Origin of the sequence: Terracoccus luteus (assembly GCF_003635045.1) — a bacterium.
GTDB classification, from domain to species: Bacteria; Actinomycetota; Actinomycetes; order Actinomycetales; family Dermatophilaceae; genus Terracoccus; species Terracoccus luteus.
On record NZ_RBXT01000001.1, the window covers coordinates 1,861,471 to 1,881,742 of the forward strand.

Annotated in this window: 16 protein-coding genes and 3 rRNA genes; 4 read left to right on the forward strand and 15 right to left on the reverse strand. The window is 69.3% G+C overall.

The annotated features are described in order from the left end of the window. Positions 1-58 precede the first annotated feature (58 nt). Positions 59-898: a lipase family alpha/beta hydrolase gene (locus DFJ68_RS08495; protein ID WP_170165725.1), complete on the reverse strand. Its 840-nt coding sequence runs from the start codon at positions 896-898 to the stop codon at positions 59-61. Positions 899-1,038: 140 nt separating this feature from the next. Between DFJ68_RS08495 and DFJ68_RS08500 the strand changes: the two genes are divergently transcribed. From DFJ68_RS08500 to DFJ68_RS18250, 3 genes are read left to right on the forward strand one after another with little or no spacing between them, the layout of a single operon-like run. After that, positions 1,039-1,527, forward strand: coding sequence for a VOC family protein (locus tag DFJ68_RS08500; RefSeq protein WP_121032359.1), 489 nt, complete (start codon positions 1,039-1,041; stop codon positions 1,525-1,527). 59 nt (positions 1,528-1,586) lie between these two features. Continuing rightward, positions 1,587-2,306 carry a class E sortase gene (locus DFJ68_RS08505; RefSeq protein WP_147431531.1) on the forward strand — a complete coding sequence of 240 codons (720 nt, stop codon included), beginning with the start codon at positions 1,587-1,589 and terminating at the stop codon, positions 2,304-2,306. Next, on the forward strand, positions 2,306-2,467 hold the full coding sequence (locus DFJ68_RS18250; protein ID WP_170165726.1) for a hypothetical protein: 162 nt from the start codon (positions 2,306-2,308) through the stop codon (positions 2,465-2,467). Before DFJ68_RS08505 ends, DFJ68_RS18250 begins: the two co-directional genes overlap by 1 nt. 27 nt (positions 2,468-2,494) lie before the next feature. Here DFJ68_RS18250 and DFJ68_RS18685 read toward each other — a convergent pair whose 3' ends face one another. The 10 genes from DFJ68_RS18685 to DFJ68_RS18690 form a co-directional block, all read right to left on the reverse strand. Beyond that, positions 2,495-2,785 carry a BldC family transcriptional regulator gene (locus DFJ68_RS18685; RefSeq protein ID WP_121032361.1) on the reverse strand — a complete coding sequence of 97 codons (291 nt, stop codon included), beginning with the start codon at positions 2,783-2,785 and terminating at the stop codon, positions 2,495-2,497. A 149-nt stretch (positions 2,786-2,934) separates the two neighbouring features. Next, positions 2,935-3,336, reverse strand: coding sequence for a YchJ family protein (locus tag DFJ68_RS08515; RefSeq protein WP_121032362.1), 402 nt, complete (start codon positions 3,334-3,336; stop codon positions 2,935-2,937). Then, the gene (locus DFJ68_RS08520; RefSeq protein ID WP_121032363.1) at positions 3,333-4,034 is read right to left on the reverse strand and encodes an NUDIX domain-containing protein; all 702 of its coding nucleotides are present in this window, start codon (positions 4,032-4,034) and stop codon (positions 3,333-3,335) included. Before DFJ68_RS08520 ends, DFJ68_RS08515 begins: the two co-directional genes overlap by 4 nt. A 3-nt stretch (positions 4,035-4,037) precedes the next feature. Then, positions 4,038-5,828, reverse strand: a complete 1,791-nt coding sequence (locus tag DFJ68_RS08525) for a CTP synthase (RefSeq protein ID WP_121032364.1) — start codon at positions 5,826-5,828, stop codon at positions 4,038-4,040. 62 nt (positions 5,829-5,890) lie between these two features. Beyond that, complete coding sequence (gene recN, locus DFJ68_RS08530; protein ID WP_211333301.1) at positions 5,891-7,777, reverse strand: DNA repair protein RecN; 1,887 nt, start codon at positions 7,775-7,777, stop codon at positions 5,891-5,893. 122 nt (positions 7,778-7,899) lie between these two features. Further along, positions 7,900-8,823 carry an NAD kinase gene (locus DFJ68_RS08535; protein ID WP_121032365.1) on the reverse strand — a complete coding sequence of 308 codons (924 nt, stop codon included), beginning with the start codon at positions 8,821-8,823 and terminating at the stop codon, positions 7,900-7,902. Next, on the reverse strand, positions 8,820-9,608 hold the full coding sequence (locus DFJ68_RS08540; protein ID WP_121032366.1) for a TlyA family RNA methyltransferase: 789 nt from the start codon (positions 9,606-9,608) through the stop codon (positions 8,820-8,822). The genes DFJ68_RS08535 and DFJ68_RS08540 overlap by 4 nt, the downstream gene beginning before the upstream one ends. After that, positions 9,605-9,970 (reverse strand): hypothetical protein, encoded by a 366-nt coding sequence (locus tag DFJ68_RS08545; protein ID WP_121032367.1) that lies wholly within the window; start codon positions 9,968-9,970, stop codon positions 9,605-9,607. Before DFJ68_RS08545 ends, DFJ68_RS08540 begins: the two co-directional genes overlap by 4 nt. Before the next feature lie 64 nt (positions 9,971-10,034). Next, positions 10,035-11,165, reverse strand: coding sequence for an HAD-IIA family hydrolase (locus DFJ68_RS08550; protein ID WP_245963547.1), 1,131 nt, complete (start codon positions 11,163-11,165; stop codon positions 10,035-10,037). Further along, entirely contained in the window at positions 11,158-12,210 is a 1,053-nt protein-coding gene (locus DFJ68_RS18690) for a tetratricopeptide repeat protein (RefSeq protein WP_147431532.1), read from the reverse strand. The genes DFJ68_RS08550 and DFJ68_RS18690 overlap by 8 nt, the downstream gene beginning before the upstream one ends. On the opposite strand from DFJ68_RS18690, the gene DFJ68_RS08560 reads away from it, so the two are divergent. Beyond that, positions 12,199-12,783 (forward strand): hypothetical protein, encoded by a 585-nt coding sequence (locus tag DFJ68_RS08560; protein ID WP_121032370.1) that lies wholly within the window; start codon positions 12,199-12,201, stop codon positions 12,781-12,783. The genes DFJ68_RS18690 and DFJ68_RS08560 overlap by 12 nt on opposite strands. Positions 12,784-12,978: 195 nt before the next feature. Here the strand turns inward: DFJ68_RS08560 and rrf are convergent. The 4 genes from rrf to DFJ68_RS08580 all read right to left on the reverse strand — a co-directional run bounded on the left by rrf (position 12,979) and on the right by DFJ68_RS08580 (position 20,166). Then, positions 12,979-13,095, reverse strand: a 5S ribosomal RNA gene (gene rrf / locus DFJ68_RS08565). 208 nt (positions 13,096-13,303) lie between these two features. Further along, positions 13,304-16,432 (reverse strand): 23S ribosomal RNA (locus DFJ68_RS08570). A 437-nt stretch (positions 16,433-16,869) separates the two neighbouring features. Next, positions 16,870-18,400, reverse strand: a 16S ribosomal RNA gene (locus tag DFJ68_RS08575). Together the 16S, 23S and 5S rRNA genes form the textbook arrangement of a ribosomal RNA operon. A 476-nt stretch (positions 18,401-18,876) precedes the next feature. Continuing rightward, entirely contained in the window at positions 18,877-20,166 is a 1,290-nt protein-coding gene (locus tag DFJ68_RS08580; RefSeq protein ID WP_121032371.1) for a thymidine phosphorylase, read from the reverse strand. Positions 20,167-20,272 lie beyond the last annotated feature (106 nt).

Sequence of the window (20,272 nt, forward strand, 5' to 3'; positions counted from 1 at the left end):
GCCCGCGAATGGCCGCCCGCGGCCGGGCGGCGCAGCGAGGTCGCGGCGGTGCGTCGGCTCAGGCGGCGCGCAGCCGGGCGCAGTCGACGGGTCGCCAGTCGGGCACCGGCCCGGCGCCGAGCGCCCCGGCGACCATCCCCTGCACCTGCCGGTCGGCCGGCAGGCCACCGTGTCGCACCCGCGACGAGGGGCAGATGCTCTGCAGCGACGGGCTGTCCGCGCCGTCGACGACCGCCGTGCTGGGAGGGACGACGACCTCGTCGGCGTTCGACCACAACGACACGAGCACGGTGCCCTCGGGCAGCGGCTCGCGGTCGAGCCGGGTCAGCAACGGGCTGTCGGGCACGAGCTGCCGGCAGGCCACCCCGCAGCTGTCCCCTCCGACGAGCGCACCGAGAGCGGCGAGATCGGTGCCGTGGTGGGGCGTGCCGAGGGTGACGAGCCGGCGCACCCGGCCCGCCCCCTCGCCGACGGTCCAGAGCCGGGCGACGACGCCGCCGGCCGAGTACCCGACGAGGTCGACGGTCGCGGCGGCCGTGCGGCTGCGCACGGCGTCGACGGCCCGCCCCAGGGCGACCGCCTGCTGCTCGAGGTCGTCGAGGGCGTCGTCGGGTAGCGCCACGACCGTGACGTCCTTGCCCTCCGCCCGCAGCGACCGGGCCAGCGGCTCGACCGACTGGCGTGACCCGCCGTAGCCGGGCAGGAGCAGCACCGGCCCCGGCACGACCCGGTCGCTCGTCGGCACCGCCGCCACTCCGGTCGGGCCGGTCGGGCCGGTCGTGCCGCCGCGCGAGGCGTTCACCGCCACGGCCACGACGATCGCGACGAGGGCGGCCACGAGCAGGGCGACGACACCGACGACGAGGCGGCGCCGGGCGGGGGCGAGGTGGCCGAGCACCCCTCCATCCTGCGCCACCGTCGGCGCCGAAACGGCTGGCGCCCGCCCGGCCGGGTGCGTCATGCTCGTCGGTGCACACCGCACCGGGACCCGGTCGCCGCCGCGTCCGCGCCGGTGCCCGCCCGTCCTGGAGGTGCCCGATGCCGTCGTTCGCCGGAGTCAACCACGTCGCCCTGACCGTCACCGACCTCGAGCGCAGCACCCGGTTCTACGCCGACGTGCTCGGGCTGCTGCCCGTGCTCGACCTCGGCCACGGCCGGGTGCTGCTCGACCGACGCAGCGGGTTCAGCGTCGGCCTGCTGCGGCACCCCGACGCCGAGGGCGGCGCCTTCACCGAGCTGCGCACCGGCCTGGACCACCTCGGCCTGACGGCCACCGACCGGGACGAGCTGGTGGCCTGGGAGCACCACCTCGACTCCCTCGGGGTGGACCACTCCCCCATCACCGACACGGCGCTCGGCTCGCACCTCAACCTCCGCGACCCCGACGGCATCGCCCTCGAGCTGCAGGCCCCCACCGCGGTCTACGTCGCCCTGGTCCAGCAGCTCGGCAGCGGGGAAGTGCCCGACGACGTCCTGCGCGACCAGGCCGAGGCGCTGCTCGGGCCCGGACTCGTCATCCGTCCCTGACCCAGGGCGCGCCGGCGTGGTTCACTGGCCGCGACGAGGGCCGGCGGAGGTGGTGACGGGTGCGCAGAGCGGTCGGGGTGACCGGTGAGCTGCTGCTCACGGCCGGGCTGCTCGTGCTCCTCTTCGTCGTCTGGCAGATCGGTGTCATGGGCGTCGTCGACGGTCGCCGCCAGGCCGATCTCGTGGGCGGCATCGAGCGGGGCTTCGCCGCCGCGCGAACCGGCTCACCGGCATCCGGTCAGGACACCCGTCCGACCGACCGGCCCCCGGCCGAGGGCTCCCTCGCCGACCTCGACCCGGGCGGGCCGTTCGGGGTGCTGCGCGTGCCGCGGCTGGGCGGCAGCGAGTGGGCCAGGCCGGTGCTGCAGGGCGTGGGTCTCGACGTGCTCGCGAGGGGGCTCGGTCACTACGCCGGCACCGCGCTGCCGGGCCAGGTCGGCAACCTCGCCATCGCCGGTCACCGGTCGGGGCACGGCAACCCGCTGATCGACATCGACGCCGTGCAGCCCGGCGACGCCGTCGTGCTCGAGACGCGGGCGGGCTGGTACGTCTACCGGGCCGTGCGCCACGACGTCGTCGCCCCCGACCGCTCCGACGTCGTGGCCCCCGTCCCCGAACGCCCCGGGGTGCGCCCGACCGAGCCCTGGCTCACCCTCACGACGTGCAGCCCGCGGTACGGGTCCACCTCGCGCTACGTCGTGTTCGCGCGCTTCGAGACGCTCGTACCGCGTGCGGCCGGACGGCCCGACGCCGTGCTCGCCGACCCGAGGGAGCTCTGATGTACGCCACCCTCTGGCGACGGCTGCCCGGCCCGACGGCGCTCCGCCTGCTCCTCTGCCTCGTCCTGCTCGCCGCGGTCGTCGCGGTGCTCTTCACGTGGGTGTTCCCGTGGGTGCAGACGCTGCTGCCGACCCAGGACGTCACCGTCCCGAGCGGGTGACGCGCACCGGGTCACACTCGGCGGGCGTCAGCCGTTCGCCGGGTCGCCCGTCTCGGTCCCCGCTGCCCCCGACGTGGCCGTCCCGTCCCCCTCGGACGGGGATGCCGGGGTGTCGGCCGGGTGCTCACGGCCCGTCGTGCTGGAGAGCAGGGCGCGCACCTCGTGGTCGTAGAACCGCCGATGGCCGCCGAGGGTGCGCAGCTCGGTGAGGCGCCCCTCCTTGGCCCACCGCGACACCGTCTTGGGATCGACGCGGAAGATCCGGGCCACCTCCCCCGGGGTGAGCAGCCGCGGGGCGTCGATGGGTTTTCGGGTCATTCAGGTGCCGTCCTCTCAGTCCCCCCGAGATGACGGCACCCAGTAAACCGCGACCGGCACCGCCAGGGGCGGTTCCCGGGTGACCGGTTGTCGACGTCGGCCAGGACGTCGACGGTGGTCTCGTCCCCCCGCTCACGTCGACGCCGACGTCAGGGGCGCACGTCGCCGTCGACGTAGAACCAGCGACCGGCCCGCCGGGCGAAGCGGCTCACCTCGCGCAGGCGCCCCCGCCGGCCGTCGCCTCCCTCGCGGTACGAGGCGACGAACTCGACCACACCGGTGTCGTCGTCGGGCCCGCCGGCCTCGGTGCGCCTGACGTCCAGGCCGGTCCAGACCGTGTGCTCGTCCGCCGCCACGTCGGGCGGCCGGGTCGAGGGGTGCCACGTGCGCCACAGGTGGTCACCGTCTCCGACCACGAAGGCGCTGTAGCGCGAACGCATGAGCCGCTCGGCGGTGTCGGCGACGCGGGCGTCGGCGAGCACCGGGGCGCAGCACCTCGCCCACGGGCTGCCGCTGCCGCAGGGACAGGGCTCCGCGTCGCCGGGGTTCACGCGCCGGCAGCGCCGCGGTCGCCCTCGGCGGGACGCCGCTGGGCGTCGCGGGCCGGCCACACGGCATCCTTCTCGCGCAGGCTGGCCCAGCCGCGCGAGCGCGACGCGTGCGCGGCGAGCAGACCGACGACCGCGTGCGCGTTGCTGATGGAGCCGGCGAGGACGGCGTCGAGCGCGTCGTCGAGGGGCACCCAGAGCGGCTCGATGCCGCGTTCCTCGGCGTCGCGCTCGTGCAGGTCGCGCTCGGGCACGTCGTGCAGCCCACGGGCGAGGAAGGTGCGGATCGTCTCGGGCAGGATGCCGGGTGACGAGACGTCGTCGGCCAGCACGTGCCACTCGTCGGCGACGAGGTCGACCTCCTCGACGAGCTCACGCGCGGCCGCCTCCCACGGCGGCTCGCCGTCGACGTCGAGCAGGCCGGCCGGCAGCTCCCAGAGGTCACCGTGGGCGGCGTGCCGGTACTGACGGATGAGCATGACGTGGTCGACGCCGTCGAAGGGGTGCAGCGCGACGACGGCGACCGCACCCGGGTGACGGATGTAGTCGCGTGTCACCACCTCGCCGTCGCCGAGGTCGACACGGTCACGCTGCACGTCGAAGATGAGACCTTCGAAAACCGTTGTGCTGTCGACGATCTCGTGAGACCGCCACCGCTCGACGAGGTCGGCGGTGCCACCGCGAGGCGAGTCGAGGCCCACGGGTCAGTCTGCCTCGGTCGTGCCGCCGACGCCCGCCGGCACCGTCTCCGGCTGAGCACCGTCGGGTCCGGCGGACCCGTCGGCGGTCGGCGATCCTGCACCCCCCGCGCGCTGCTCCTGCAGGGCGCGCTGGCGCTCGACCTCGACGAGGCGTCCCGCCCGCTGGCGCTCGAGGGCGGCGCCGACGAGGCCGGCGAAGAGCGGGTGGGCGCGGTTGGGGCGCGAGAGGAACTCGGGGTGCGCCTGGGTCGAGACGTAGTACGGGTGCACGTCGCGGGGCAGCTCGACGAACTCGACGAGGGTGCCGTCGGGCGAGGTGCCGGAGAAGACGAGACCGGCGGCCTCGAGGTCGTCGCGGTAGCGGTTGTTGACCTCGTAGCGGTGGCGGTGGCGCTCCTGCACCTGGGCCTGGCCGTAGGTCTCGCGCACGACGCTGCCCTCGCGCAGGGCGGCCGGGTAGAGGCCGAGGCGCATCGTGCCGCCGAGGTCACCGGCGCCCTCGACGAACGCCTTCTGCTCCTCCATCGTCGCGATGACGGGGTGCTCGGTGTCGGCGTCGAACTCGGTCGAGCTCGCGTCGGCGTTGCCGACCACCGAGCGCGCGTACTCGATGACCATGCACTGCAGGCCGAGGCAGATGCCGAGGGTCGGTACCTGCTTCTCACGGGCCCACGTCAGCGCCCCGAGTTTGCCCTCGATGCCGCGCACGCCGAAGCCGCCGGGCACGAGCACGGCGTCGACACCGCCGAGGGCCTTCTGCGCCCCGGCCGGGGTCTGGCACTCGTCGCTCGCCACCCACCGCAGGTTGACCTTGGCGTCGTGGTGGAAGCCACCCGCGCGCAGGGCCTCGGTCACCGAGAGGTAGGCGTCGGGCAGGTCGATGTACTTGCCGACGAGCGCGATCTCGAGGTCGTGCTCGGGGTCGTGCACGCGCTGCAGCAGCTGGTCCCACTCGGTCCAGTCGACGTCACGGAACGGCATCCCGAGGCGGCGCACGACGTACGCGTCGAAGCCCTCGCGGTGCAGCACCTTGGGGATGTCGTAGATGCTCGGCGCGTCGACGCAGGCGGCGACCGCCTCGACCTCGACGTCGCACATGAGCGAGATCTTGCGCTTGATGGGCTCGGGGATCTCGCGGTCGGCGCGCAGCACGAGCCCGTCGGGCTGGATGCCGACCTGGCGCAGGGCCGCGACGGAGTGCTGCGTCGGCTTCGTCTTCAGCTCGCCGCTCGGGGCGAGGTAGGGCACGAGCGAGACGTGGAGGAAGAAGCTGTTGTCGCGCCCGATGAGGTGGCGCACCTGGCGGGCCGCCTCGAGGAAGGGCAGCGACTCGATGTCGCCGACGGTGCCACCGATCTCCGTGATGATGATGTCGGGCGCGTCGGGGCCGCCCGTCGCGAGCGCCCGCATGCGGGCGACGATCTCGTTGGTGATGTGCGGGATCACCTGCACGGTGTCACCGAGGTACTCGCCGCGGCGCTCCTTGGCGATGACGTTGTTGTAGACCTGGCCGGTCGTGACGTTGGCCTGGCCGACGAGGTTGACGTCGAGGAAGCGCTCGTAGTGACCGATGTCGAGGTCGGTCTCGGCCCCGTCGTCGGTGACGAACACCTCTCCGTGCTGGAACGGGTTCATCGTCCCCGGGTCCACGTTGATGTAGGGGTCGAGCTTCTGCATGGTGACCCTGAGGCCACGCGATCGCAGGAGCCGCCCGAGGCTGGATGCCGTGAGGCCCTTGCCGAGCGAGGAGGCGACGCCCCCGGTCACAAAGATGTGTTTCGTCGTGTCCACCACGGGCTTTTACTCTACGTCATCGCTGCGGCGGCTCGACATACCGGTCTCGCCGGCGCGGCGCCTCATGCCCCGGCGACGCGGACCGCGCGCCCGCCCGCCCGCTTCGTGCCGGTTGCCCGGCCGGCCGCACGCGTGGCCGTGGCCCTGCCCGACGTGGTGGCCTTGGTGGCCTTGGTGGCCTTCGTCGACAACGCACCGGCCTCGGTGGCCGTCTGGGCAGCCTGGGCGAGGAGGTCGCGGGCGTGGGCGAGGCCGGCGTCGGAGTCGGGGTCGCCACCCATCATCCGCGACAGCTCGCGCAGCCGCTCGTCGCCGTCGACGACCGTGACGTCGCTCGAGGTGACCGCCCCGTCGTCGGACTTGTGCACGACGAGGTGCCGGTCGGCGAAGGCGGCGACCTGGGCGAGGTGGGTCACGACGATGACCTGCGACTGCCGGGCCAGCCGGGCCAGCCGGGCACCGACGTCGACGGCGGCGCGGCCCCCGACCCCGGCGTCCACCTCGTCGAAGACGAACGTCGGCGGCCCGTCGGCGCCACCACGGGCGGCCCCGACCACCTCGAGGGCGAGCATGACGCGCGACAGCTCACCGCCCGAGGCCGACCGGGCGATGCTGCGGGGGCTGGCCCCCGGGTTGGCGGCCATGAGGATCTCGACGTCGTCGGCGCCGGTGGGCGACACGCGCACCCGGGAGCCGTCGGGGCACGCCACCCCGTCGGGGTCGAGGCGTGGCCGCACCTCGACGACGACCTGTGCGCGCCCCATCGACAGGTGTGCCAGCTCGGCGCAGACGTCGTCGCCGAAGTGGCGGGCGGCCTCGGAGCGGGCCTGCGACAGCGCCGCCACGGCCTCGCCGAGCTCGGCCTCGGCGGTACCGACCCGGTCGCCCAGTGCGTCGACGCTGCCGTCGGCCGTGACGAGGCCGTCGAGGCGGGCGGCGGCCCGGCCGGACCACTCGAGCACCTCGTCGACGGTGTCGCCGTACTTGCGGGTCAGGCCGGCCAGCGTGGCCCGTCGCTGCTGCACGAACTCGAGCCGTCCCGGGTCGAGCTCGACGTCCGTCACGTACGCGGACAGGTCGGCGGCGAGCTCGGTGACGAGGGTGCCCACCTCGTGGAGGCGCTCGTCGAGCTGGCGCAGCTGCTCGTCGTGCTCGGTCCCGGGGGCGAGCGCCGCCCGCGCCCCGGCGAGCAGCTCGCGGACGTCGGCCCGCGACTCCCCCGCCAGGTCGTCGCCGCTGAGCAGCTCGAGCGCGCCCGCGGCGGCGAGGCGCAGGGTGTCGGCGTGGGCGAGGCGCTCGTCCTCGGCGCGCAGGGCGACGTCCTCCGCGGGCTGCGGGTCGACGGCCTCGATCTCCTCGAGGGAGGCGGTGAGGGCGTCGATGTCACGGGCACGCTCGCGGGCCTGGGCGACGAGGGCCTCGTGCTCGGCCTTCAGCGTCCGCCAGCCGTCGTACGACGTGCGCACCCGCTCGCGCAGCGTGAGCACGTCGGACCCGGCGTAGTCGTCGAGCACCTCGCGGTGCGCGTCGCCCTGCTTGAGGCGCCACTGGTCGGCCTGCCCGTGCACGGCGACGAGCAGACGGCCGAGGTCGGCGAGCACGCCGACGGGTGCGGTGCGACCGCCGACGTGGGCGCGGGAGCGGCCGGCGGCCGTCAGTGTGCGGGCGACGACGAGCTCGCCGTCGTCGTGCTCGGCCCCCGCCTCGTCGGCGCGTGCGAGGGCCGGGTGGGTCGAGGCCAGCTCAAGGACCCCCTCGACGCTGGCGCTCTCGCGACCGGTGCGCACGAGACCGCTGTCGGCCCGCTCGCCGAGCAGCAGACCGAGACCGGAGACGACCATCGTCTTGCCCGCGCCGGTCTCGCCCGTGACGACGTTGAGCCCCGGGCTCAGCTCGAGCACCGCGTCGTCGATGACGCCGACCCCGCGGATGCGCATCTGGGTGAACACGTGTCCACCCTAGGGGTGGCCACGGACAGTGCTCCCGCGCCGTGCACCGGATGCCGGCGGGCCGGCATCCGGTGGAGGTCCGGTGAGCGGGTGGCCGGGCTCCGCTGTGTGCGTCGACGGGCTCAGTCGAGCGTCGCGCTCCCGGTGCCGCGCCATCCCTCGACGGAGAGGTGGAACTTCGCCACGAGCCGGTCGGCGAAGGGGGCCGACGACAGGCGCGCGAACCGGATGGGACGCTCGCTGCGACGCACCTCGACCCGCGCTCCCGGGGCGAGGTCGACATGCCGCCGGCCGTCGCACCACAGGACCCCGGTGCCGTCGTTGTCCTCCTCGATCTCGATCGCGAGGTGGGTGTCGGGGCCGAGCACGAGCGGGCGCGCGAAGAGGGCGTGCGCGGAGTTGGGGACGACGAGGATGGCCTCGACCTGCGGCCACACCACGGGTCCGCCGGCGGAGAAGGCGTAGGCGGTCGAGCCGGTCGGCGTCGAGACGATGATGCCGTCGCAGCCCCAGCTCGACAACGGGCGGCCGTCGACCTCGAGCGTCGTGCGCAGCATCCGCTCGCGCGACGCCTTCTCGACGCTCATCTCGTTGAGGGCCCAGCTCGAGGCGACGATCTCCTCGCCGCGGCGCACGGTCACCTCGAGTGTCATGCGCTCGTCGACCTCGTACTGGTTGCGGGCGATGTGCTCGACGGTGGCGCCGAGGTCGTCGCGCTCGGCCTCCGCGAGGAAGCCGACGTGCCCGAGGTTGACCCCGAGCAGCGGCACGTCGACGCTGCGCGCGAACTCGGCGCCGCGCAGGATCGTCCCGTCGCCGCCGAGCACGACGACGAGGTCGCAGCCCTCGGCGACGAGCGCCTCGGGGGCGCTGTCGTCGGCGGCGATGTGCACGCGTGAGGAACGGGTGAGGTCGAGGGCCTGCGCCTCGTCGGCCTGGAGCGAGACCTCGATGCCGAGCGCGGTGAGGCGCTCGATGACCCCGCGGGCCACGGCGATGGCCTCCGGCCGGCGGGGGTGGGCGACGAGCAGGATGCGGCGCGTCACTGGTCTGCCTCCGGCTGCATGCGTTCCAGCATGTCACCCGGGTCGGTCGCCCCCGGGCGGGGGGCGAGCCACAGGAGGAACTCGCGGTTGCCGTCGCCGCCCGCGATGGGGCTCGGCGCCAGGCCGTGCACGTGGAGCCCGGCCTGCTGGGCCGCCCCGACGACGTCGCGCAGCACCCGGCGGTGCTCGTGCCGGGAGGTGACGACCCCCCGCCGGCCGAGACGTTCACGGCCGACCTCGAACTGGGGCTTGACGAGCACGACGAGGTCACCGTCGTCGTGCACGAGGGAGCGGAGCACGGGCAGCACGAGGGTGAGCGAGATGAAGCTGAGGTCGCACACGAGCAGGTCGAACGGTCCGCCGAGCTGCTCGGGCCCGACGTCGCGCACGTTCGTGCCGGGCAGGTCGGTCACCCGGGGGTCGGCGGCCACCGAGGCGACGAGCTGCCCGTGACCGACGTCGAGGGCCGTCACGTGGGCGGCGCCCGCCTCGAGCAGCACCTGGGTGAAGCCACCGGTGCTCGCGCCCACGTCGACACAGCGTCGCCCCTGGACCGTCAGCGGCCACAGCTCGAGGGCGCGGAGCAGCTTCAGGGCCGCCCGACCGACCCAACGGTCTGGCTCACGCGTGAGACTGACGACCGCGTCGTCGGCGACGGGGGTCGACGGGCGGGTGACGGCCCGACCGTCGACGAGCACGGAGCCGGCGACGACGAGCTCACGCGCCTGGGTGCGGGAGCGGGCCAGCCCGCGGGTGACGAGGGAGACGTCGAGGCGGGTGGTCACGCCCGGCCGAGGTCGCCCAGACGACCCTGCAGGAGCCGGTGCACGCGCTCACCGGTGTCGACGCGCTCCTCGAACGACCGGTTCTGCGCCTGGGCCAGCTCGCCGAGAGCCGCGTCGAGGTCGTCGTCCCCCGTCGCCGGCGGTTCCTCCACGGGCTGGTCACCGAGGTCCTCGTGCCGCTCGTCCACCGGCAGCCGGGACGGCTCGGACTGCCCCGTCGACCCGGACGGCGGGGACGGCCGGTTGGTCGAGCCCGCCGGGCCGTGGGGCGACACCGCTCGGGTCTCGTCGACATGCGGTGGTGACGGCACCGGCGCCGGCGCGATCTCGTGGGCGTCGTGGGCGTCGTCGGTGCTGCTCATGGCGACCTCCTGGGTGGACGGTGGTGCCCGTCACCGTACCCGGGCCGCCCCCGACGGACGGCGCTCAGGTGCGGCGGTCGGACGTGTCGCCGGTCGCCCGGTCGGACGGGTCGGTGGCAGCCGGCACGAGCGCGTCGAGCACCGAGGCCAGGGTGACGAGCCGTTCCAGGGCTTCACCTTCAGGTGAAGCGTGAGCCTGTGTGGCGGCGTCACGCCGCTCCAGCAGCAGCGCCAGACCGGCCCGGATCGCCTCCGAGGGATGCCCGTCCTCCCCCTCGAGCACCAGGGCGTCGTCCTGCACGCGCGCGGTGACGGGTCCGCAGCGCCACGTCCCGTCCGACCCGTCCACGCGGACGGGGTCGACGTAGCGCTGGTGCAGCTCACCGAGGTGGCCGATGACATAGGTCGGCGGGGTGGTCGACACGGCGCGGACGAGGTCGCTCGGCGCGTCGACGCCGGTGAGCACCCAGGCGCTGTCGATACCGGTCCTCCCGGCGCCGTCGATGTCGGTGTCGAGACGGTCACCGACGGCCAGGGTCCGGGAGCGGTCGGTGCCGAGGCGGTCGGCGGCGAGCTCGTACAGCGGCGGATGGGGCTTGCCGACGACGGCGTCGGGCTCTCGTCGTGCAGCACGGCCGACGAGCGCCACGTAGGCGCCGTTGCCGGGGGCGTCTCCCCACTCGAGCGGGAGGGTGGCGTCGCCGTTGCTGGCGACCCACGGCACGCCACGCGCGACGTGGCGGGTGGCCACCTCGAAGTCCGTGACCGTCAGCTGCCGGCCCAAACCCTGCAGCACGGCGTCGACCGTCACGTCGTGGTCGGCGGCGTCGGAGGGCGCCACGGCCGTCAGGCCCGCCTCGGTGATGGCGGCCGTGGTACCCGGCCCACCCACGGCCAGCACCCTCACGCCGGGCGACAGCCGTTCCGCGAGGTGTGCGGCGCCGGCCTGAGCGCTCGTCACGACGTCGTCGACCTCGCACGGGGCGCCGAGGCCACGCAGCTGGTCGGCGATGTCCGACGGCATCCGGGACGCGTTGTTCGTCGCGTAGACGATCCGGCGACCGGATGCCACCACGTCGCTCAGTGCCTCCGGGGCCCCTGGAACAGCGCCGTCGCCCCGGTAGACCACCCCGTCGAGGTCGCAGACGACCCCGTCGTAACGGTCCAGCAGCGGCCGCCCGCCCGCGTCAGTCACGCCGGCCGTCGACCTCGCGCTCGTCGTCGCTCCGGGTGTCATCGGCGTCATCGCCGTCAGCGGTCTGCGGCCGGCCGTCGAGGAAGGTGGGGGCGAGGTCCGACCGGGAGTCCGAGCCGTCCACCCGGTCCGGTTCGGTCAGGGCCGTCTGAGGGTCACCCTCGTCGAGCTCGTCGTCCTCCGCGTCGTCCTCGTCGTCCTCGTCGTCCTCGTCGTCCTCGTCGTCGGCGTCCTCCTCGAGGTCACCGTCGTCGTCCTGGTCGTCGTCATCCGCGTCGTCAAGGTCCTCGTCGTCGAGGTCGTCGTCGTCGAGCTCGCCATCCTCGTCGGCGTCGTCCTCGTCGGCAGCACTCAGGTCGCCATCGGTCATGAGCTCGTCGTCGTCACCGAGAAGGTCGGTCACCTCGACCCCGTCGAGCTCGTCCAGCCGCTCAGCGGCGTCCGTGGTCAGCTCGTGGTCGGCGTCGGCCGCACGGGAGAACCACTCCCGCGCCCCCTCCACGTCTCGGACAGCGAGCTTGGCGTCCGCGTACGCGTAGTAGAGGCGGGCGGCCGACGGCCGGTTGGGGCTGATGCGGCGCGAGAGATCCGCCAGGCCGGCCACGGCGGCGTCCGACTGACCGAGGTCACGACGGATGCCGGACACGACGATGGCCAGCTCGACGCGGTCGTCGATGGCGAGCGTGCTCGTCTCCGGGGACTGGGCCAGCTCGAGGGCCTTGTCGTGCCGGCCGAGGGCCCGCTCGCAGTCGACCATGAGGGGCAGCAGGTGGTTGCTGCCAGACAGCCGACGGACGGTGCGGAACTCCCCGAGCGCCCGGGCCCAGTCACCGAGCCGGTAGGCCACGAGACCGAGCGCCTCGCGGGCGGCCGGGACGCGGCCGGCGCGACGCACGGCCGTCTCGGCGTGAGCAAGGGCGGCCTGTGCGTCGACGTCGAGCAGCTCGGCAACCATGACGAGGTGCTGGGCGACGCCCTCGGCGTTCTCCTTCGAGAGGGTCCGCAGCTGGTTCTTCACGCCGCGGTCGACCTCGTGGCCGGTCACACCCTCACGGATACGGGGCTCGGGCAGGCGCGGCGACTTGGGCGTGAGCATCTGACCGCCGCGCTGCTGGCGGTCGCGGCCGGCTCCCCCGCGCGGACCGTCGTCGCGACGCGGACGGTCACGGTCGAACGAACGCGAGCCGCCGCGGTCGTCGCGCTGGGGGCGGTCACGATCGAAGGAACGCGGACCGCTCCGGTCGTCGCGACGAGGGCCGCCACGATCGTCGCGCTGGGGGCGGTCACGATCGAAGGAACGCGAGCCACCGCGGTCGTCACGACGAGGGCCGCCACGATCGTCACGCTGGGGACGGTCACGATCGAAGGAACGCGGACCGCTCCGGTCGTCACGACGGGGGCCACCGCGGTCGTCACGCTGCGGACGGTCACGATCGAAGGAACGCGGACCGCTCCGGCCGTCACGACGAGGGCCACCGCGGTCGTCACGCTGCGGACGGTCACGATCGAAGGAACGCGGACCGCTCCGGCCGTCACGACGGGGACCACCCCTGTCGTCACGACGGTCGCGGTCGAACGACCGCGCGCGGTCGTCGCCGGGCCGGCGAGGGTCGTTTGACCGCGCACGGTCAAACGTCCGGCGCGGGCGGCGCTCGTCGTCCCCGCGCTCGCGGTCGGGCCTGTCCTGGTCGTCGCTCATGAATCCATCATCCTCGTCGTCGAGCCCGAGTGACACCATCGGCCGTGCGGGCACAAAAAAAGAGCGCCCCCGACGAACCGTTGCGGTGTCGTCAGGGGCGCTCCTGTAATGGTTGTCCGGCTGCGTCCTACTCTCCCACACCGTCACCAGTGCAGTACCATCGGCGCTGAAGGGCTTAGCTTCCGGGTTCGGAATGGAGCCGGGCGTTTCCCCTTCGCTATGGCAGCCGTAACTCTATGGAGATGTCCACCCACCAGATTCGGCCGCCGTGTGTCGCGGGGCCGTGGTGGTGGGGGTGTTTCTCAGTTCTTGGGTCCCCTGGACCGGTACGTGTGGGGGCTGTGGCTGTAGCCAACCCACACCCGGTCAAGGGTTGTTGTGTTGTCAGTTCGCCGTTTGTGTATCGGGAACTGCACAGTGGACGCGGAGCATCTTCGTGGTTATCAAGTTATCGGCTTATTAGTACCGGTCAGCTCCACACATTGCTGTGCTTCCACATCCGGCCTATCAACCCAGTCGTCTAGCTGGGAGCCTCTCACCCTCGCGGGTCTGGAAACCTCATCTTGAAACGTGCTTCCCGCTTAGATGCTTTCAGCGGTTATCACTTCCGAACGTAGCTAATCAGCGGTGCCCTTGGCAGAACAACTGACACACCAGAGGTTCGTCCATCCCGGTCCTCTCGTACTAGGGACAGCCTTTCTCAAGTTTCCTACGCGCACAGCGGATAGGGACCGAACTGTCTCACGACGTTCTAAACCCAGCTCGCGTACCGCTTTAATGGGCGAACAGCCCAACCCTTGGGACCTACTCCAGCCCCAGGATGCGACGAGCCGACATCGAGGTGCCAAACCATGCCGTCGATATGGACTCTTGGGCAAGATCAGCCTGTTATCCCCGGGGTACCTTTTATCCGTTGAGCGACGGCGCTTCCACAAGCCACCGCCGGATCACTAGTCCCGACTTTCGTCCCTGCTCGACATGTCTGTCTCACAGTCAAGCTCCCTTGTGCACTTACACTCAAAACCTGATTACCAACCAGGCTGAGGGAACCTTTGGGCGCCTCCGTTACCTTTTAGGAGGCAACCGCCCCAGTTAAACTACCCACCAGGCACTGTCCCTGATCCGGATCACGGACCGAGGTTAGATATCCAGAACGACCAGAGTGGTATTTCAACGTTGACTCCACCAGCACTGACGTGCCAGCTTCACAGTCTCCCACCTATCCTACACAAGCCGTACCGAACACCAATACCAAGCTGTAGTAAAGGTCCCGGGGTCTTTCCGTCCTGCTGCGCGTAACGAGCATCTTTACTCGTAGTGCAATTTCGCCGAGTTCGTGGTTGAGACAGTGGAGAAGTCGTTACGCCATTCGTGCAGGTCGGAACTTACCCGACAAGGAATTTCGCTACCTTAGGATGGTTATAGTTACCACCGCCGTTTACTGGCGCTTAAGTTCTCAGCTTCGCACTTGCGTGCTAACCGGTCCCCTTAACGTTCCAGCACCGGGCAGGCGTCAGTCCGTATACATCGTCTTGCGACTTCGCACGGACCTGTGTTTTTAGTAAACAGTCGCTTCTCCCTGGTCTCTGCGGCCGATCACGCTCAGCCAGCTAGTGGCGTCACGATCAGGGCCCCCCTTCTCCCGAAGTTACGGGGGTATTTTGCCGAATTCCTTAACCACGATTCACTCGATCGCCTTGGTATTCTCTACCTAACCACCTGAGTCGGTTTGGGGTACGGGCGGCTCGAACCTCGCTAGAAGTTTTTCTCGGCAGCATAGGATCACCCTCTTCCCGCATTCGCGGTCACTATCAGGTCTCAGGCTGTGTGCGGTCCGGATTTGCCTGGACCGCGCCCTACACCCTTGGACGTGGACAACCATCGCCACGCGGAGGCTACCTTCCTGCGTCACTCCATCGCTTGACTACTACCAGTTCGGGTCATGCGCTCCACACACCGGTGGGACCGAAGTCCCGGTGGCGTGCTTCAGGCACTTAGCATCACAAGGTTCATCATGGGCGGTCCTTCGCCGGTTCCGGAATATCAACCGGATGTCCATCGACTACGCCTGTCGGCCTCGCCTTAGGTCCCGACTTACCCAGGGCAGATTAGCTTGACCCTGGAACCCTTGGTTATTCGGCGGACGGGTTTCTCGCCCGTCATTCGCTACTCATGCCTGCATTCTCACTCGTGTCGCCTCCACGGCTGGATCACTCCGCCGCTTCCCTGGCGACACGACGCTCCCCTACCCATCAACACGCCTGGACACCGAACCCGCAGGTGTCGGTGCCGAGCAATATGTCAATGCCACAGCTTCGGTGGTGTGCTTGAGCCCCGCTACATTGTCGGCGCGGAATCACTTGACCAGTGAGCTATTACGCACTCTTTGAAGGGTGGCTGCTTCTAAGCCAACCTCCTGGTTGTCACAGCAACTCCACATCCTTTCCCACTTAGCACACGCTTAGGGACCTTAGCTGGTGATCTGGGCTGTTTCCCTCTCGACTACGGAGCTTATCCCCCGCAGTCTCACTGCCACGCTTAAACTTACCGGCATTCGGAGTTTGGCTAACGTCAGTAACCTGGTGAGGCCCATCAGCTATCCAGTAGCTCTACCTCCGGCAAGAAACACGTGACGCTGCACCTAAATGCATTTCGGGGAGAACCAGCTATCACGGAGTTTGATTGGCCTTTCACCCCTACCCACAGCTCATCCCCTCAGTTTTCAACCTAAGTGGGTTCGGTCCTCCACGCAGTCTTACCTGCGCTTCAACCTGGCCATGGGTAGATCACTCCGCTTCGGGTCTAGACCCAGCGACTATATCGCCCTATTCGGACTCGCTTTCGCTACGGCTTCCCCACACGGGTTAACCTCGCCACTGAGCACTAACTCGCAGGCTCATTCTTCAAAAGGCACGCCGTCACCCCACACACCCAATGGTGGGAGGCTCCGACGGATTGTAGGCACACGGTTTCAGGATCTATTTCACTCCCCTCCCGGGGTACTTTTCACCTTTCCCTCACGGTACTTGTCCGCTATCGGTCACCAGGGAATATTTAGGCTTAGCAGGTGGTCCTGCCAGATTCACACGGGATTTCTCGGGCCCCGTGCTACTTGGGATCCCCATCTGGAGTCCACACCATTTCGTCTACGGGGGTCGCACCCTCTGTGCCGAGCCATTCAAGACTCTTCGACTATGACGCAGATTTCTTACTCCATGCCGGCATGTCAGCACCGACTGATAGGTCCCACGACCCCGGACATGCAACGCCTGACAGCTATCACACACGCCCGGTTTAGCCTCATCCGCTTTCGCTCGCCACTACTCACGGAATCACTGTTGTTTTCTCTTCCTGTGGGTACTGAGATGTTTCACTTCCCCACGTTCCCTCCACACACCCTATATATTCAGGTGCGGGTGACTGGACTTGCCTCCAGCCGGGTTTCCCCATTCGGAAATCCTCGGATCACAGTCTGGTTATCGACTACCCGAGGCTTATCGCAGATTCCTACGTCCTTCTTCGGTTCCTGGTGCCAAGGCATCCACCGTGTGCCCTTAAAAACTTGAGCCACAAAGATGCTCGCGTCCACTGTGAAGTTCTCAAAACACAACCGGCACCCCACCACCCGAACACGTCCATACGAACGCGCCGGCACGTGAAGCCCGAACCAACCAGAGTCACCGACACCCACCACGACCCCCCCGGCAACCACACGAACCAGACCACAAGGCCTGACCCGCACAGCTACCAGAAACATCCCTGGCAGGGCCCGATTCCTCAGGACCCAACAACGTGTCACGACACCCCCCGGGATTCCCCACCGGCCGCGTTCCCCAACCCCACCCCACCGACCACGCCGAAGCGAGGACACGAGGAGGAGGTTCGTACTGACGACCAGGCACGAGACCCAGACGATGCCCATCATTGATGTTCCACCCATGAGCACCTGCCGTCCCACACTCGGGGACAGACCAGGCTCACCAGCAACAGCTGGCAGCTCCTTAGAAAGGAGGTGATCCAGCCGCACCTTCCGGTACGGCTACCTTGTTACGACTTAGTCCCAATCGCCAGTCCCACCTTCGACGGCTCCCCCTGCACAAGGCAGTTGGGCCACCGGCTTCGGGTGTTACCGACTTTCGTGACTTGACGGGCGGTGTGTACAAGGCCCGGGAACGTATTCACCGCAGCGTTGCTGATCTGCGATTACTAGCGACTCCGACTTCATGGGGTCGAGTTGCAGACCCCAATCCGAACTGAGACCGGTTTTTTGGGATTCGCTCCACCTCGCGGTTTCGCAGCCCTTTGTACCGGCCATTGTAGCATGCGTGAAGCCCAAGACATAAGGGGCATGATGATTTGACGTCATCCCCACCTTCCTCCGAGTTGACCCCGGCAGTCTCCCATGAGTCCCCAACCACCGAAGTGTTGCTGGCAACATGGAACGAGGGTTGCGCTCGTTGCGGGACTTAACCCAACATCTCACGACACGAGCTGACGACAACCATGCACCACCTGTACACCAGCCCGAAGGAACACCCATCTCTGGATGCGTCCGGTGTATGTCAAGCCTTGGTAAGGTTCTTCGCGTTGCATCGAATTAATCCGCATGCTCCGCCGCTTGTGCGGGCCCCCGTCAATTCCTTTGAGTTTTAGCCTTGCGGCCGTACTCCCCAGGCGGGGAACTTAATGCGTTAGCTGCGGCACGGATCTCGTGGAATGAGACCCACACCTAGTTCCCAACGTTTACGGCATGGACTACCAGGGTATCTAATCCTGTTCGCTCCCCATGCTTTCGCTTCTCAGTGTCAGTAATGGCCCAGAGACCTGCCTTCGCCATCGGTGTTCCTCCTGATATCTGCGCATTCCACCGCTACACCAGGAATTCCAGTCTCCCCTACCACACTCTAGTCTGCCCGTACCCACTGCAAGTCCGGGGTTGAGCCCCGGATTTTCACAGCAGACGCGACAAACCACCTACAAGCTCTTTACGCCCAATAATTCCGGACAACGCTCGCACCCTACGTATTACCGCGGCTGCTGGCACGTAGTTAGCCGGTGCTTCTTCTGCAGGTACCGTCACTTTCGCTTCTTCCCTGCTGAAAGAGGTTTACAACCCGAAGGCCGTCATCCCTCACGCGGCGTCGCTGCATCAGGCTTTCGCCCATTGTGCAATATTCCCCACTGCTGCCTCCCGTAGGAGTCTGGGCCGTGTCTCAGTCCCAGTGTGGCCGGTCGCCCTCTCAGGCCGGCTACCCGTCGTCGCCTTGGTGAGCCACTACCTCACCAACAAGCTGATAGGCCGCGAGCCCATCCCAGACCGAAAAACTTTCCACACCCAGCACATGCGTGCGAGTGTCATATCCGGTATTAGCTCCGGTTTCCCGAAGTTATCCCAGAGTCTGGGGCAGGTTGCTCACGTGTTACTCACCCGTTCGCCACTGATCCGACCAAGCAAGCTTGATCATCACCGTTCGACTTGCATGTGTTAAGCACGCCGCCAGCGTTCGTCCTGAGCCAGGATCAAACTCTCCGTTGAAAAAACACCCAACAAAGGGCTCAAAACCCAGCTGAAAAACCGAACAACCAGCAAAAAAACTGATCATCAGTCAAATCAACTCAAAGAAACATCCCAACCAGAACCCACGCACACCCACCACAACGGCAGACCCACGCAAGCCCCAGCCAACGGGACAAAAAAATGGCATCAATAATGTGACACGCTGTTGAGTTCTCAAGAATCGGACGCACACCGTCCCGCGGCTCAGCGAGCCATGTTCCCGGGGCTGGTCCTTCTAAGTTAGCCGCTCTCCAGCTTGGGAGTCAAACCCGTGAACCGCCTCTTGGAGGGGCCGGATCTGCTCGCTTGGTTTCCCGCGGCAGTGAGAACATTACATGGGTTGTGGCCCAGCGCCTAATCGCCTCCCGGGACGAGGCCCGTCAGGCCTCTGACCTGCGACGATGCGCCCGCGGTGCCGCGCGAGCGCCGTGCCGCCCCTGCCACGAGGCGGGGTCTCAGGCGACCCGGTCGACCACCACGGGGAGCAGATCGGGGCGTGATCCCTCAGGCGCGAGCGTGTACCCGCCCTCCAGCGCCTCGAGGGCACGCTCGAACCGCTCCGGGGTGTCGGTGTGCAGCGTCATGAGCGGCTCTCCCCCACGCACCACCGCACCGGGCTTGGCGTGCAGCTCGACGCCGGCGCCGGCCTGCACCGGGTCCTCCTTGCGGGCCCGACCCGCGCCGAGGCGCCACGCCGCCACCCCGACGGCGAGGGCGTCGAGCCGCACGAGCACCCCGTCGGCCGGTGCAAGCACGGTGTGGGTCTCCGCCGCCGTCGGCAGCGCGGCGTCGGGGTCGCCCCCCTGGGCCCGGATCATCCCGCGCCACACGTCCATGGCCCGTCCGCTCGCGAGGACGTCCGCCGGGTCGACCCCGTCGACGCCCGCCCCGGTGACCATCTCCCGGGCCAGGGCGACGGTCAGCTCGACGACGTCGGGCGGCCCCCCGCCCTGCAGCACCTCGACCGACTCGCGCACCTCGAGGGCGTTGCCGGCCGTGAGCCCGAGCGGGGTCTGCATGTTCGTCAGGAGCGCGACGGTGCGCACCCCGGCATCCGTGCCGAGGGCCACCATCGTCTCGGCGAGCTCCCGGGCGCTGTCGACGTCCTTCATGAACGCCCCGCTGCCCACCTTGACGTCGAGCACGAGCGAGCCGGTGCCCTCGGCGATCTTCTTGCTCATGATCGAGGTCGCGATGAGGGGGATGCACGAGACCGTCCCCGTCACGTCACGCAGGGCGTAGAGCTTGCGGTCCGCCGGGGCGAGCCCCGTGCCGGCCGCGCAGATGACCGCTCCGACGTCGTCGAGCTGGGCCCGCATCTGCTCGTTGGAGAGGTTCGCCTGCCACCCGGGGATCGACTCGAGCTTGTCAAGGGTGCCCCCCGTGTGCCCGAGCCCGCGCCCGCTCAGCTGCGGCACGGCCACTCCGCAGGCCGCCACGAGCGGAGCCAGCGGCAGCGTGATCTTGTCGCCGACCCCGCCCGTCGAGTGCTTGTCGCTCGTGGGCCGCGAGAGCCCCGAGAAGTCGAGACGCTCACCGGAGCGGATCATCGCGTCGCACCACCGCGCGATCTCGCGGCGGCTCATTCCGTTGAGGTAGACCGCCATGGCGAGGGCGGACATCTGCTCCTCGGCCACCACCCCCCGGGTGTACGCGTCGACCACCCAGTCGATCTGCCCGTCGGACAGCTCCTCGTGGTCGCGCTTGGCAGAGATGACGTCGACGGCGTCGAAGGCTTGGCTCACGCGCCCATCATGGCCCAGCACCCCCGTGCGGTGGGTGACCGGCGACCCGGTTCCGCCGTCGGCGTGACGACCTCGCCGACTGCCCCCGGGGACCCACGGCGCCGCC

What these genes read in the sequence shown, in the direction of transcription:
- DFJ68_RS08500 (WP_121032359.1), top strand. Translation starts at nt 1,039, where the DNA reads ATGCCGTCGTTCGCCGGAGTCAACCACGTCGCCCTGACCGTCACCGAC.
- DFJ68_RS18250 (WP_170165726.1), top strand. Translation starts at nt 2,306, where the DNA reads ATGTACGCCACCCTCTGGCGACGGCTGCCCGGCCCGACGGCGCTCCGC.
- DFJ68_RS18685 (WP_121032361.1), bottom strand. Translation starts at nt 2,785, where the DNA reads ATGACCCGAAAACCCATCGACGCCCCGCGGCTGCTCACCCCGGGGGAG.
- DFJ68_RS08545 (WP_121032367.1), bottom strand. Translation starts at nt 9,970, where the DNA reads ATGAGCAGCACCGACGACGCCCACGACGCCCACGAGATCGCGCCGGCG.